Raw genomic sequence first — 13,058 nt, forward strand, 5'->3', positions numbered from 1 at the left:
ATCAGCGCAACCTGGAAGCCAACGATGGGCATCGAATTCAAACCCTACCCGTTCGTCGCCGTGCGTCATCCCCCGCACCTGCCGACCTGCAGCGCCGGTGTCGATACGCAGCGGCACCGCGTCGCGATCGTCGGCGGCGGCCCGGTGGGCCTCGCTGTCGCACTCGGCCTCGCCAATCACGGCATCCGCAGCGTGCTGCTCGAAGCCGATGATTCGGTCTGTCACGGCAGCCGCGCGATCTGCATCTCGCGACGCAGCCTCGAGATCATCGAGCGGCTCGGCGCGCTCGACAGCTTCATGCGCGTCGGACTGCCGTGGAGCGGCGGACGCAGCTTCCATCGTCACGACGAAGTGCTTCATTTCACGATGCCGCAGGACGAGAACCAGAAGCTGCCGCCGATGGTGAACCTCGCGCAGTATCACATCGAGCAGTTCCTGCTCGATGCCGCGCTGCGCCGCCCCGAGCTCATCGAGATCCGCTGGCAGACGAAAGTCGCGGGCGTCACGCAGCACCCGGACGGCGCGCGCCTCGACGTCGATACGCCGCTCGGCCGCTATGCACTCGATGCCGACTGGGTCGTCGCGAGCGACGGCGGGCGCAGCACGATACGCGATGCGCTCGGGCTGTCGCTGCAGGGCACAAGCTATGAAGGCCGCTACGTGATCGTCGATATCGCGCTCGACAGCGACCGGCCGACCGAGCGGCTCGCGTACTTCGACCCGGCGTCGAACCCCGGCTCGACGGTACTCGTCCACAAGCAGCCGGACAACGTATGGCGGATCGACTATCAGCTGCGCGACGATGAGGATCCCGAAGCGGCCGTGAAACCCGAGAACGTGATCCCGCGCGTGCAGAGCCTGCTCGACATGATGGGCGAGCGCGGCGACTGGTCGCCGATCTGGATCACGATCTACAAGGCGAACGCACTGACGCTCGAACGCTATCGGCACGGCCGCGTGCTGTTCTGCGGCGACGCCGCGCACCTCGTGCCGATCTTCGGCGTGCGTGGCGCGAACTCGGGCATCGACGACGCCGACAACGTCGCGTGGAAACTCGCTTACGCGATTCGCGGCCTCGCGTCGGACGCGCTGCTCGACAGCTATTCGGACGAGCGCGTGTTCGCGACGCACGAGAACCTGCGCTACGGCACCAAGAGCACCGAGTTCATGGCGCCGCCGTCGTTCGCGTTCGACCTGATGCGCAAGGCCGTGCTGACGCTCGCGGTCCGGCATCCGGCGTTGCGTTCGCTGATCAATCCGCGCCAGACGTCGGCCATCGCCTACACGGCGTCACCGCTCAATGCGGACGAGCGCGATGCGTTTTCGGCCGGGCCGTCGCCCGGCATGGTACTCGCGGAATGTCCGCTGATGCTGCACGCGTCGGGCGACATCGGCACCGACGAAGGCATGCGACGCGGTCACCTGACGGATCTCGTCGGTCCGCGTTTCACCGCGTTCCGCTTCATGCGTGACGGTGCGCCCGATCCGTCGTTCGCCGATCTCGAACGACACCTGCACGACGCCGGCATACCGTTCGCGCTGGTCACGCTTGCACGGCACGCGGCACCGCAACAGCCAGGATGCGGCGGCTACGATGCCGACGGCCGGCTGTTCGACCTGTACGGCGCGCGCGACGGCACCGTCTATCTCGTACGTCCGGACGGACACGTGCTCGGCCGCTGGCACGATGCACGCGCCGCCGACGTGACCGCCGCACTCGAACGCGCGCTGCACCCGCGCACGTCGGCCAACATTCAGGAGCACGCATGATCACCGATACCGAACGCGACATCCTCTACACCGACCTGTGCCGCACGATGACCGGCATCGGCGAAACCGATGCGGCGCTCTTTCTCGCCCGCTTCGCGTTGCTGGCGATAGAGGCGATCGGCGATACGGCAACCGTCACCCGCCTGATTGCCGACGCCGGCGACGGCCTGCCCGGCACGGGCACACCGGCGCCGACGCACGGACGATGACGCAGGACGCATGACGCACAATCGTGCGGCCCCTCCTTACAGATTCATTTCGAATGACAGACGAATCCTCTGGAAAAACCCGTTAAGGGTGCATAACATTACTTAACGATTCCGACCCGTCTATCGCGTTACATTGCGTGGGCGGCGCGGCGGGTCGCATGCCGCTTCATGCAGCTTGCGGTGAAACAGCCGACGTCCGGTCATTTCGACTCAACACAAGGAGAGGATCACCATGACTCATGGCTTGATTATGTGGCTCATCATCGGCGCGATCGCCGGCTGGCTGGCGGGCGTGCTCGTCAAGGGCGGCGGGTTCGGCCTGATCGTCGACATCATCGTCGGTATCGTCGGCGCGGTGATCGGCGGCTGGCTGGCCGGGCTGCTCGGCATCACCCTCGGCAGCGGCTTCATCGGCTCGGTGATCGTCGCGGTCATCGGCGCCGTGATCCTGCTGTTCGTGATCCGGCTGTTCAGGCGCGCGGCCTGACGATCTTCTCGCGCGCCTTCGGGCGCGCTTTCGTTTGTCGCATCGAAGCGGCGCGCGGGGCATCCCCGCCGCCGTCCGTTTCAGCGGCGCTTGCCGCGCTGCAACCAGCCGTCGAGCACGTCGGTCGTCAGCAAGCCGCTGCGCGCATCGCGTGCGCCGTCGCGGCCAACCCACACGGTACGCGGCATTTCTCCCCGCCATCCCGCATCGAGCGCCGCCCGCAGACGCTCGGGCATCGGCTCGGCGTTCGCATACTGCGCGACCTGCGGCGGCAGGTTCATTTGCGCGAGCGCCTGTGCGATTGCCGCACCGTTGTCGTCGTACGCGTCCATCGAGACCATCGCGAGCTGCACGTCCGGATGGCGGCGCTGCCACGCGACCAGATGCGCGGCGTTCTCGCGGCAGTAGCCACAATCGAGCGACCAGATCTCGACTGCGAGCGGCCGTTCGTGCGCCGTCGCGTACACCTTCGCGACCTCGGCCGCGCGCAGCGGCTGCAGTCCGCCAGCCCATCCCGGCAGGCTTGCGAACACGGCGCCGATCAACACGATCAGCCGTTTCATTGCGCCCCCTCCACGGCAATCAGCCGGTAGCCGTCGTTACGCGTACGCCACGACAGGTAGATGCGGCCCGCATCGTCGAGCAGTTGCGGGTTGTCGCTCGCGCCCGACGTCGACGCGATCACGCGCGGCGCCGACCAGTGCTCGCCGCGATCGTCCGAGCGGCGCAGCTTGATCTGCATCGTGTCGCCGTCGAACGCCTTCCATGCGAGCCAGACGACCTCGCCGCGCACGACGAGTGCCGCATGCGATGCCTGCTCGGCCGGCACCGCCGGATTCGCGCCGAACGCCCACGGCGTGCCGCTCGGCCGGCCATCGGCGCCGATGCGCGAATAGAACACGTCGGCGCGGCCGTCGACGACGCCGAACCACGCAAGATGGCGCGTGCCGTCCGGCGTGATCGCGAGCGCCGGCCCGTGCTCGGGGCAAGCCTCGACATGCCAGTTCGAGAACGTCGCACGCACCGGCACGACGGACTCCGATGCCGAAACGGGCAACACCGCGAGCGCATGGTCGCGGATCTGCCCCGGGAACACGTTGCGCCACACGGCTTCGATGTGCCCGGCCGGATCGATCGCCATCGCGATGCGGCAGCATTCGCACGTGTGATCCGTCACCTTGCGCTCGGGCTCGAACGACGCACCGCCGTCGCGCGACACCGCGTAGTAGACGGCCGCCCCTTCGTACGCCTGCCCCGCCGCCTTCGCCGCGACGAGATCGCGCTTGTCGATCCACGCGATCGCGATGTTGCCGGCCGGATCGACCGCCATCATGTCGAAGCGGTGCGTGATCGCCTGCCGGTCGCGATGCACGGTGACCGGCACGCTCCAGGTCGCGCCGCCGTCGAGCGAACGCACGAAGCGCACCATGCCGGTGTACGGCGCATCCAGCGGCATCGACCACGATACGTACACCGCGCGACCGTCCGGGCTCGTCGCGATCTTCGGGCGATTCTCCGCGCTCGTGTAGATCGGGTCGGGCATCGCGTTGACGGTCACGGGCGCGGACAGCGTGCGGCCCGCATCGTCCGAGTGCGCGACGACGACGTGCGCGCCTTCGACCCATGCGACCCACAGCCGGTGCCGCGCGTCGAACGCGGCGCCGGTCGCGAGCGGCTGCTTCTGTTGCGCCGGTGCGGCCTGCATGCTCATGTGCGCCGCATGCGGATCGGCGGCTTTCGGCGCGTCGTGCGCGCCGGCAGGCGACAGCGCCGCGAGCCACAGCGCGCAGCCTGCCGCAAGCGATTTCACAGCGACCATTTCAGTTCTCCAAAGAAAGTGCGGCCCGGATACGGATGGAACACGTAGTAGCGGCGGTCCGTCAGGTTGTCGATGCCGACCGACGCAGTCCAGTGACGATCGAACCGGTAACGCGCCTTCAGGTCGACGACCGTGAAGATGCTCGTGCCGCCGTACACGTCCGGATTCACGTCGCTGTTGTCGAGCGTGTTGAACTGGCGGCCCGAGTAGCGGACGCCGACGCTCGCGAGCCAGTGCTCGTCGAAGCGGTACGACGCGAGCAGGTTCGCGCGCATGCGCGGGATGCGCGGAAAGCGCGAGCCGACGTACGCGGGATTCGCGGTGTCGGCCAGGGTCTGCGCGTTGCTCGCCGACACGTTCGCGTCGATGTCGAGCCCGCGCAGCCCGACGTTCTGGCCGCTGAACGCGAGCTCGACGCCGCGCACGCGCACGCGATCGACGTTCGAGATGTTGGTGACGGTCGACGCGCCCGACACCGTCGTCTGGCTGTAGATCGAATCGCGCAGGTCGCTCTGGAACACGCTCGCGCGCACGACGCCGACGCCCACGTCGCGCTCGGCCGTGAAGTCCCAGTCGATCGCCTTTTCCGGCCGCAGGTTCGGGTTGTTGTTGACGATCGCGTTGTTCGAGATCGTGCCCTGGAACAGCTCGCCGACCGTCGGGAAGCGGGTGCCGGTCGCGAACGACAGCCGGAAACGCCAGACGTCCGTCGCGTCCCATTGCAGCGCGACTTTCGGCGACAGCGCATTCGCGCCGCGGTCCGCGTAGCCGAGCGTGCCGTTCGCGTTGCCGAGCGCGCCGCCGTACGCATCCCAGCGCTCGTAGCGCAGGCCGAGGGTCGCGAGCCAGCCGGGCGCGAAACGCCACGCGTCCTGCGCGAACAGCGCCTGCGTGCGCGTGTCGCCCCGGTAGACGCTCGCGAGCGACGTGGTCGGCCCGGCCAGCCAGTCGGCCGTGTTGTACGTGACGTTGCGCAGGAAGTAGTTGTCGTAGTGATAGCCGAACGTGAGCGTGTGCCCCTTCACTTCCGGCGCCTCGGCCTTCAGGTCGAGCGTGCGCCAGCCCGTGCCGTCGCCCTGGAACAGCGTGCCCGCCCCGCCCTGCACGGTCGATGCCGCGCGCAGCACGTCGCGCGACACGTCGTAGGCGGAAACCACGCCCGACAGCCGCCAGCCCGAATCGAGCCGGCCGTTCAGCCCGAGCGCGTACAGCCAGTTCTCCTGGTCGCCGCGCTGCGGCGCGAACGCGCTCGGCGCGACGGTCACGTTCCGGCCGCCGAGCGACACGTTGCCGCCGTACACGGGATTGCCGGCCGCGTCGCGCAGGAAGGTTTCGCCGTGCTGCCGGAAATGGTTCTCCCAGTGCCCGAGCGTCAGCGTCGCGTCGACGCGGTCCGTGAACGCATAGCCCATCCGGACCGTCTCGTTGAGCTGCTCGGTCCGCTCGATGTTCTGCGCACCGACGATCGTGCGCGGCTTGCCGTTGGGGCCGATGTCGGTGGCCGCGCCCGTCACGGGCACCGCGGCCCCCAGCTGCGGGTTGTAGGCGGCGTTGGGGCTCGCATATTGCATCGGCTGGCCGTCGTTCTCCAGCCGGTCGAGCGACAGCGAGAACCAGAACTTGCCGACGCGGTTCGCGATCCGAGCGGCCTGGTGATTGCCGCCGAAGCTGTCCGCGAACCCGTAGCCGTCGTGATAGCGCTGCGTGAAGAACTGCGTCGACAGGGACGCCTCGAGCTTGTCGGGACGCCGCGTCGTCAGCAGCACGGTCGAGCCGATCGCATTGCCGGGATACAGCGCGGAAAAGGGGCCATACAGCACGTCGACGCGCGCGATATCGTCGGGCGCGATCAGTGACCAGCGCGGCGGATACGCATAGCTCGAGCCGAGCAGGTTCGACAGCAGCAGGCCGTCGGCGTACACGAGCCCGCGCGCACTCTGCAGTTCGTTGAAGTCGCGGCCGGCGAACACGCTGTTGCGGTCGCCGATGTAGCGCCTGCGAACCATCAGGTTGGGCGCGTACTTCAGCGCGTCCTCGGTGGTGACGTTGGTATGCGCGTCGATCTGCTCGCGCGTGATCGACTCGACGACGGCCGGCGTATCCGGATCGACGGGTTGCCGGCTTGCGGTGACGCTGACGGCGGTCAGCGTGTCGCCCGCAGAGGCGAGCGCGGCGACCGGTGCGGCACGGCCGGCCGGGTCGCCGGCGCCGGCGGGCACCGGCGCGGCGGATGCGCCATCGATCGAGGCCGCCTGCGCGGCCGGCCAGGCAAAAGCGGCCGCGCAGGCAAGCGCGAGCCGGCCGCGCGAGGGCCGCGCGGCGAAGGTGAACGACATGGATGAATTCCTGAAAACGTGACCGGACGCCGCCGCACGCAAGCCAACGCGCCGCGCACAGACGGCACGGCGCGCGGACCGGGCCGCGGGCGGCACGCGCGCCACCGGGGCGCGCGAACGATATCAATCAGATCGGGACGTTTTCAGGCGGACCGCGCGGCTGCGCGAGACGGATGCCCGTGCGGGGAACATCGGGAACGGCCGGGGCGGCCGCCCGGTACGCGAACGCGCGTACGAAACCCGGCAACGCGGGCAGGCTCGTGCCGAGCGCGACGTTCGCCGCGAAGCCGGGACAGTACACGCAGTGCGGCACGCCGGCATGATCGAACGACGCCGCGCCGCGGTCGTCGCCGGACTCCGCGAGGACGACCTCGCGAGCGCCTGCCGCACTGCACAACTCGAGCGTGAGCCCGCCGGAACCGCTCGATGCGAGACGCGCGTAGCCGACGACGGGCGACAGTACGTTCAGTACCAGCGCCAGCCATACGAGGCCGATCCATCGCGTCGTTCGTTTCATCGCGGTCCAGGAAAAAGTGCGCGCAAGTATAGCAAGCGGCCCAATTGTTGCCGATTGTGCAGGGTGTGATAGTCGGCATTGCTCGGCGCGCAGCAGCGCATGTGCCGTTAATACAACAGAGACAAAATCTAACGATTCGCCACTGGCATAAATCCAAGCGCGAGGTTGATAATCATTGAACCCGCTGGAGAAACGAACATGGACGAAAGACCAACCCGCATGCCCCCGCCCGAGCAAGTGATGAGCCCGGATCCGGAACCCGTCGGCGTGGAATTCCTCGCCGAATTGCCCGAGCACGTCCGGGCATTCTTCGACGAGCAGCACAAGCTGTACTCGCCGAAGTGAACCTACGTTCCGTCCTGTAACCGCCACGTGTCGATCGATATCGTGCGGTTCATCGCTGCGTTTTCGGCGCAGATCGCTTCGCACCCCGGCTGCAACGGCCTGACGGTGCCGTATCAGCGCGTCCGCTGATTCTTCTGTCGCGTCGTTCCGCCGCGCGACTGTCTTCGTCTATCCTTCTGGTTTTCCACCTCCGGCCTGTCCGGCTCTCCCCTCTCCCGATGTTTCCGATGAAACAAGCCATTCGTGCCAGCGTCGCTGTCGCCGCGCTCGGCGTCGCCCTTTTTTCGTCACCGCATATCGCGCGCGCGGACGGCGACGACACGGCGCTCACCAATCTCGTCGCGCTCGCATCGCAGCGGCTCGCGCTTGCCGAACCCGTCGCGCGATGGAAATGGGCGAACCATCAGGCGATCGAGGATCGGCCGCGCGAAGCGGCACTGCTCGCATCGGTGGAGAAGCGCGCCGCACAGTCCGGCGTGGATCCGGCGTTCGCGCGCACGTTTTTCGAGGATCAGATCGCAGCCAGCAAGGACGTGCAGAACGCGCTCTTTGCAAAGTGGCGCGCGACGCAGCCGCCGGAAGGCACGCCGCCCGACCTCGCGACCAGCACGCGGCCGGCGCTCGACCAGCTCACGCAAAAGATGCTGACGGGCCTCGCGCAAGTCGCACCGCTGCGCGACGCACCCGACTGCCAGGCGCGGCTCGCACGCAGCATCGCGAACTGGAAGACGCTCACCCGCTACGACTCCACCCAGACGCAGGCGCTCGGCACCGCGCTGTCGCACGTTTGCGCCGCAGGCGGCGCCAGCGCGATCGGCTGACAGCGGCGTCGCGCGCCGCGGCCCGCGCCGCTCAGTCGGCAGGCGTCAGTGCCGCGAGCGGAATGAGTTGCAGGCCGCGTGCGAGATGGGTCTGCAGAAGACGATGGGTATGGGGTTCGAACGCGCCGTCCGCGCCGTCGGCCACGAGCCGCACGGCCGCGTCGAGCGATTCGGCCGTACCGAGGTAGCGCCAGCCGTCGATCACGTGAAACAGGCGGCGCTCGCCGCTCGCTTCGAAAGCGACCGCACCGTCGAACGGCCAGGGCGCATTGCCCGCACGGGCGTGATCGGCTGCGGGACGCCGGTTGTATGACGGACGCAGGCGGGCGATCCACTGCGCTTCGGCGAGCATCGCGCCCAGTTCGTTGCCGGTCTCCCGCCACTCGACCCGCCGTACCTGCTGCGCAATCCGCATTTCCTTCGACGAGCGCCGCTCGCCGGTCAGCAGCGCGCGCAAGCGCTGCCGCACGCGCACGCTGCGGCCGACATACAGCGCTTCGTCGTCCTCCCCGAACAGCGCGTACGCGCCGCAGCCGGCCGGCGCGGTATCGAGCCACGCTTCGGTCATGCCGCCCGCGAGACGGAAGTGGCGCGTCGTACGCGCAATCTGGTCGCGCAGACGCTCGAGCGGCACGATCTCGTGCAATTGCCGCCAGAACTGCCAAAGCAGATCGGCATCCGCGAGTGCCCGGTGGCGGGCGGATGGAACGAGGCCATGCCGCTCGATCAGCGCATCGAGTCCGTGCCGCGCCTCGCGCGGAAACAGCGCGCGCGACAGGCGCACCGTGCACAGCACGTCCGGATTGAACGCGATGCCGGCGCGCTCGAATTCGGCGCGCAGGAAGCCACGGTCGAAGCTCGCGTTGTGCGCGACGAACAGCTTGCCGTCGAGCCGCTCGAACAGCGCGGGCGCGAGCGACGCAAACGAAGGCGCGTCGCGCACCATCTCGTCGGAAATGCCCGTCAGCTGCTGGATGAACGGCGGAATCGACTGTCCCGGATTGACCAGCGTCGTCCATGTCGATACGCCGAGCGGACCGAGTTCGACCACGCCGATTTCAGTGATGCGGTGCTCGGCGGACGAGCCGCCGGTGGTTTCGAGGTCGACGAAGACGAGCGGCTGGTCGCAGGCGAGATCGGACGGACGGGAATCGGACATGAAAAGACGGGGGAAACGATGCTTTCGTGAGTATGCACCGGCAGGCGTGTTCGCGACCAGTCCGAACCCGAATCGATTCGCCGGCCGCCGATTTTCGTGCCCCGGAAAGCAAAAAGCCCCCGCGATGCGGGGGCCGGACGTGATCGGCGAAGCGTGGCGCGTCAGACCGCCTGGATATTCGCTGCCTGCTTGCCTTTCGGCCCGACTTTCACGTCAAAGGAAACGCGCTGGTTTTCCTTCAGCGTTTTGAAGCCGTCCATCCGGATTTCGGAAAAGTGCGCAAACAAATCTTCGCCGCCATTGTCGGACGTAATAAAGCCGAAACCTTTAGCATCGTTAAACCATTTTACGATACCGGTATCCATACCTTCGTTCCCCACTCGTTTAGATCAAAAAAGCTACTGTTATAGCCGCTTCCCGAAATCCCGCAACGGCGCGCCGACACTCCCCCCCAGCGCTCCGCCCGGGGACGGAGTGCTGACTTTATAAATTGGACAATCCGGGTGCGTCAAGGGAATTTTTAGGGCTTTCTTTATCAAAAAAACGCTAATGCCACTGGAATCGGTACACGATCGCCTTTTATTAATTGATTCGCATCAAGAACCTGTCAATATTACCGGGATCGGATCGCCAATAATCGAAATCGTGAAAAACATACCGGGGACGAATCGCTTCGGTAAATCCTCGGGTTTTTTCCGGGTTGCGGAAAACGGGGGACGTTGCGATGCTGGTGCAAAGGAAATGGAAGGAGAAGGCCATGTGGCTGGACGGATTCAAGCGCTTCGCGAGCCGGCTTGCACGCGTACGCCGCAAGTCCCGCGCGCTGGCCGAGACCCGTGAAGCGCCGTGCGACACCGAGTTCGACCCGACCTGGCACGGCGATCATTGGCAGAACCTGCTGGCGTCACCGCTGGACGCCCGTCACTACGTAATGGAAGACTGGACGTACACACCGCCGCAGGCCGAAGCCGACGACACGCAGCCGACCGGCAAGCGCAAGCGCAAGCGGCGCTCGTACGCGCAGTAGGGATCGGAACGACAGGGCAAAAAAAAAGCGCGACTGGGAAGTCGCGCCGACAAAGGTTTGGAGATCTTTTCCGTCAACGAAAAAGTCTGCTTCGGAAAGCAGAGATCGCAGTATAGCGAGAGAACATCCTTTCATTATCCATGCCCCGCACAAACCTCTATTGCCGATGTGTCAATAATCGCGCTAGGCGTGCTCTCGCCCGTCATTGACCGCCTGTCGCGATCGCGCAACGCCCGCGACACCCGATACGCAGTCCTGATTGCTTTTTTCGCGTGCTGCATTGCCGCAAACTCTTGATGGCTGGGCCTCTCGGCGCATATGCTGATTCTTGCCGGATTCAAAATACAGTATTGCGGGAAGCAATTTTCTTCTACGCCCGGACCGATCCGTACACTGCAAATGAATATCCGACGAGGGTGCCGCGCCCAATGCGCACGGCGTCGCCAACCAGCGACGCCGCCGATGCCCGCAGCAGGTTCGATCGACATCATCCTGTTTGGAGACAGATCATGAAAAAGACCCTGATCGTCGCGGCATTGGCGGGCGCGTACGCCACCGGCGCCCATGCGCAAAGCGCCGTCACGCTGTACGGCCTGATCGACGCCGGCATCACCTACACGAACAACCAGGGTGGTCACAGCGCGTGGCAGGAGACGAGCGGCTCGATCAACGGCAGCCGCTGGGGCCTGCGCGGTACCGAGGATCTCGGCGGCGGCCTGAAGGCGATCTTCACGCTGGAAAACGGCTTCGGCATCAATAACGGTTCACTCAAGCAGAACGGCCGCGAATTCGGCCGCCAGGCGTTCGTCGGGCTCGCGCACGAGAGCTACGGCTCGCTCACGCTCGGCCGCCAGTACGACAGCATCGTCGATTTCCTCGGCCCGCTGTCGCTGACCGGCACCCAGTACGGCGGCACGCAGTTCGCGCACCCGTTCGACAACGACAACCTGAACAACTCGTTCCGGATCAACAACGCGGTCAAGTACCAGAGCGCGAACTACGGCGGCCTGAAATTCGGCGCGCTGTACGGCTTCTCGAATTCCAGCAATTTCTCGAACAACCGCGCGTACAGCGTCGGCGCGTCGTACAGCTACATGGGCTTCAACGTCGCGGCCGCGTACATGCAGCTGAACAACAACGTCAACGCGCTGGCGCTCGCGGCCAGCGACCCGGGCGCGGTAGCCGGCGACTGGACGTTCGGGGCCAGCCGTCAGCGCACCTGGGGCGCGGGCCTCAACTACGCATTCGGGCCCGCGACGGCCGGCTTCGTGTTCACGCAGACACGCCTGACCGATTCGGCCAGGATCAGCGCCGGGCAGTCCGGCGTGTCGGGCGGCATCCCGCTCATCGGCGGCACGCGCTTCAACAATTACGAAGTGAACGGCCGCTACGCGCTGACGCCGGCGTTCTCGCTCGCCGGCTCGTACACGTACACCGACAGCCGCCTCGACGGCCAGACGCCGAGCTGGCACCAGTTCAACCTGCAGGCCGACTATGCGCTGTCGAAGCGCACCGACCTGTACCTGCAGGGCGAATACCAGCGGGTCAATGCGGACGGCCTGGCGATCGGCGCGAACATCAACGGGCTCGGCACCGCGTCGTCCACCAACAAGCAGATCGCCGTCACGGCCGGCATGCGCCATCGCTTCTGAGCGATGCGCGTGAGCCCGGCCGTTCGGCCAGGACCGTCATGACGAAGCGCCCCACCCGGGGCGCTCGTTCGTTTCAGCGCTGCACCGCACGCATGCGCCGCGCCATGCTCACGCGCTGCCCGACGCCGGATAGCGAACGTCGAGCACGTCGATCGGCTGGGGACCGGCCGGCGTCATCAGCGTGACGGTATCGCCGATCTTCGCCTTGATGAGCGCCCGCGCGACCGGCGAGATCCAGCTGACGCAACCGCGATCGAGATCGACCTCGTCGATCCCGACGATGGTAACGGTATGATCCTCGCCGTCCGGCGTCGCGTAATCGACGGTCGCGCCGAAAAACACCTGGTCGACGTTCTCCTGGCGGCTCGCGTCGACGACTTCGGCGAGATCGAGCCGCTTCGTCAGGAAGCGGATCCGGCGGTCGATCTCGCGCAACCGCCGCTTGCCGTAGATGTAGTCGCCGTTCTCCGACCGGTCGCCGTTCGACGCGGCCCACGACACCAGCCGCACGACCTCGGGACGCTCGACGTCGATCAGGTTCAGGAGCTCGTCCCTGAGCCGCTTGTGGCCGGCCGGGGTGATGTAATTCTTCGTGCCCGCCGGAATCGCGGGCTGACCCGGGTCGAGATCGTCGTCGTCGCCGTCCGACTCTTTGACAAACGCCTTGTTCATGATGCAGATTCAACGCATGGATGACTGATGCTTCAAGGGTACACGAAGGCGGCCTTCCCAAGATCGGGTGACATTTTTTGCGAATAAGGCTTCCCTTTTTATACAACCCTGCTATACTTCCGCTTCTGCGTGCGGCTGTAGCTCAGTTGGATAGAGTACTTGGCTACGAACCAAGGGGTCGTGGGTTCGAATCCTGCCAGCCGCGCCACCTTTTTGGGAACCTTCCCACCGTAGAAGGTTCCGA

Annotated in this window: 14 protein-coding genes and 1 tRNA gene; 8 read left to right on the forward strand and 7 right to left on the reverse strand. The window is 66.3% G+C overall.

The window, feature by feature from the left end; genetic code table 11:
* Positions 1-24 precede the first annotated feature (24 nt).
* The 3 genes from DID98_RS16290 (at position 25) to DID98_RS16300 (ending at position 2,466) form a co-directional block, all read left to right on the forward strand.
* The gene (locus DID98_RS16290) at positions 25-1,770 is read left to right on the forward strand and encodes an FAD-dependent oxidoreductase (protein ID WP_124571014.1); all 1,746 of its coding nucleotides are present in this window, start codon (positions 25-27) and stop codon (positions 1,768-1,770) included.
* A complete protein-coding gene (locus DID98_RS16295) occupies positions 1,767-1,979 on the forward strand; it encodes a hypothetical protein (RefSeq protein WP_124521680.1) in 213 nt (70 codons plus the stop codon). Before DID98_RS16290 ends, DID98_RS16295 begins: the two co-directional genes overlap by 4 nt.
* A gap of 232 nt (positions 1,980-2,211) precedes the next feature.
* Positions 2,212-2,466: a GlsB/YeaQ/YmgE family stress response membrane protein gene (locus DID98_RS16300; protein ID WP_044848544.1), complete on the forward strand. Its 255-nt coding sequence runs from the start codon at positions 2,212-2,214 to the stop codon at positions 2,464-2,466.
* Positions 2,467-2,546: 80 nt separating this feature from the next.
* Here DID98_RS16300 and DID98_RS16305 read toward each other — a convergent pair whose 3' ends face one another.
* From DID98_RS16305 to DID98_RS16320, 4 genes are all read right to left on the reverse strand, one after another.
* Entirely contained in the window at positions 2,547-3,029 is a 483-nt protein-coding gene (locus DID98_RS16305) for a TlpA family protein disulfide reductase (protein WP_124521678.1), read from the reverse strand.
* Positions 3,026-4,285: a sialidase family protein gene (locus tag DID98_RS16310; RefSeq protein ID WP_124571015.1), complete on the reverse strand. Its 1,260-nt coding sequence runs from the start codon at positions 4,283-4,285 to the stop codon at positions 3,026-3,028. Before DID98_RS16310 ends, DID98_RS16305 begins: the two co-directional genes overlap by 4 nt.
* Complete coding sequence (locus DID98_RS16315) at positions 4,273-6,621, reverse strand: TonB-dependent receptor (RefSeq protein WP_124487800.1); 2,349 nt, start codon at positions 6,619-6,621, stop codon at positions 4,273-4,275. Before DID98_RS16315 ends, DID98_RS16310 begins: the two co-directional genes overlap by 13 nt.
* 127 nt (positions 6,622-6,748) lie before the next feature.
* Positions 6,749-7,138: a DUF2946 domain-containing protein gene (locus DID98_RS16320; RefSeq protein WP_124571016.1), complete on the reverse strand. Its 390-nt coding sequence runs from the start codon at positions 7,136-7,138 to the stop codon at positions 6,749-6,751.
* Between the two features lie 198 nt (positions 7,139-7,336).
* On the opposite strand from DID98_RS16320, the gene DID98_RS35840 reads away from it, so the two are divergent.
* A complete protein-coding gene (locus DID98_RS35840) occupies positions 7,337-7,483 on the forward strand; it encodes a hypothetical protein (RefSeq protein ID WP_009690993.1) in 147 nt (48 codons plus the stop codon).
* A gap of 227 nt (positions 7,484-7,710) precedes the next feature.
* A complete protein-coding gene (locus tag DID98_RS16325) occupies positions 7,711-8,304 on the forward strand; it encodes a chorismate mutase (RefSeq protein ID WP_124521672.1) in 594 nt (197 codons plus the stop codon).
* A 31-nt stretch (positions 8,305-8,335) separates the two neighbouring features.
* Here DID98_RS16325 and DID98_RS16330 read toward each other — a convergent pair whose 3' ends face one another.
* Together DID98_RS16330 and DID98_RS16335 are read right to left on the reverse strand one after the other, a co-directional pair.
* Complete coding sequence (locus DID98_RS16330; protein ID WP_124571017.1) at positions 8,336-9,463, reverse strand: exonuclease domain-containing protein; 1,128 nt, start codon at positions 9,461-9,463, stop codon at positions 8,336-8,338.
* A gap of 161 nt (positions 9,464-9,624) precedes the next feature.
* Positions 9,625-9,828: a cold-shock protein gene (locus tag DID98_RS16335; RefSeq protein WP_006476615.1), complete on the reverse strand. Its 204-nt coding sequence runs from the start codon at positions 9,826-9,828 to the stop codon at positions 9,625-9,627.
* Positions 9,829-10,220: 392 nt separating this feature from the next.
* Between DID98_RS16335 and DID98_RS16340 the strand changes: the two genes are divergently transcribed.
* Both DID98_RS16340 and DID98_RS16345 read left to right on the forward strand, forming a co-directional pair.
* The gene (locus tag DID98_RS16340; RefSeq protein ID WP_044848537.1) at positions 10,221-10,490 is read left to right on the forward strand and encodes a hypothetical protein; all 270 of its coding nucleotides are present in this window, start codon (positions 10,221-10,223) and stop codon (positions 10,488-10,490) included.
* 509 nt (positions 10,491-10,999) lie between these two features.
* Positions 11,000-12,142: a porin gene (locus DID98_RS16345; protein ID WP_124571018.1), complete on the forward strand. Its 1,143-nt coding sequence runs from the start codon at positions 11,000-11,002 to the stop codon at positions 12,140-12,142.
* 108 nt (positions 12,143-12,250) lie between these two features.
* On the opposite strand, the gene greB is transcribed toward DID98_RS16345, so the two are convergent.
* Positions 12,251-12,814, reverse strand: a complete 564-nt coding sequence (gene greB / locus DID98_RS16350; protein ID WP_124496799.1) for a transcription elongation factor GreB — start codon at positions 12,812-12,814, stop codon at positions 12,251-12,253.
* Positions 12,815-12,945: 131 nt separating this feature from the next.
* On the opposite strand from greB, the gene DID98_RS16355 reads away from it, so the two are divergent.
* A tRNA-Arg gene (locus DID98_RS16355) sits at positions 12,946-13,022 on the forward strand.
* Positions 13,023-13,058: the final 36 nt, after the last annotated feature.

Origin of the sequence: Burkholderia sp. Bp8984, assembly GCF_003853755.1 — a bacterium.
Lineage (GTDB): Bacteria > Pseudomonadota > Gammaproteobacteria > Burkholderiales > Burkholderiaceae > Burkholderia.

Coding starts and splice junctions, on each gene's coding strand:
- DID98_RS16335 (WP_006476615.1), bottom strand. CDS start 9,828: ATGGATACCGGTATCGTAAAATGGTTTAACGATGCTAAAGGTTTCGGC.
- DID98_RS16300 (WP_044848544.1), top strand. CDS start 2,212: ATGACTCATGGCTTGATTATGTGGCTCATCATCGGCGCGATCGCCGGC.
- DID98_RS16330 (WP_124571017.1), bottom strand. CDS start 9,463: ATGTCCGATTCCCGTCCGTCCGATCTCGCCTGCGACCAGCCGCTCGTC.
- DID98_RS35840 (WP_009690993.1), top strand. CDS start 7,337: ATGGACGAAAGACCAACCCGCATGCCCCCGCCCGAGCAAGTGATGAGC.
- DID98_RS16325 (WP_124521672.1), top strand. CDS start 7,711: ATGAAACAAGCCATTCGTGCCAGCGTCGCTGTCGCCGCGCTCGGCGTC.
- DID98_RS16315 (WP_124487800.1), bottom strand. CDS start 6,621: ATGTCGTTCACCTTCGCCGCGCGGCCCTCGCGCGGCCGGCTCGCGCTT.
- DID98_RS16305 (WP_124521678.1), bottom strand. CDS start 3,029: ATGAAACGGCTGATCGTGTTGATCGGCGCCGTGTTCGCAAGCCTGCCG.
- DID98_RS16310 (WP_124571015.1), bottom strand. CDS start 4,285: ATGGTCGCTGTGAAATCGCTTGCGGCAGGCTGCGCGCTGTGGCTCGCG.
- DID98_RS16295 (WP_124521680.1), top strand. CDS start 1,767: ATGATCACCGATACCGAACGCGACATCCTCTACACCGACCTGTGCCGC.
- DID98_RS16345 (WP_124571018.1), top strand. CDS start 11,000: ATGAAAAAGACCCTGATCGTCGCGGCATTGGCGGGCGCGTACGCCACC.
- DID98_RS16290 (WP_124571014.1), top strand. CDS start 25: ATGGGCATCGAATTCAAACCCTACCCGTTCGTCGCCGTGCGTCATCCC.
- greB (WP_124496799.1), bottom strand. CDS start 12,814: ATGAACAAGGCGTTTGTCAAAGAGTCGGACGGCGACGACGACGATCTC.
- DID98_RS16340 (WP_044848537.1), top strand. CDS start 10,221: ATGTGGCTGGACGGATTCAAGCGCTTCGCGAGCCGGCTTGCACGCGTA.
- DID98_RS16320 (WP_124571016.1), bottom strand. CDS start 7,138: ATGAAACGAACGACGCGATGGATCGGCCTCGTATGGCTGGCGCTGGTA.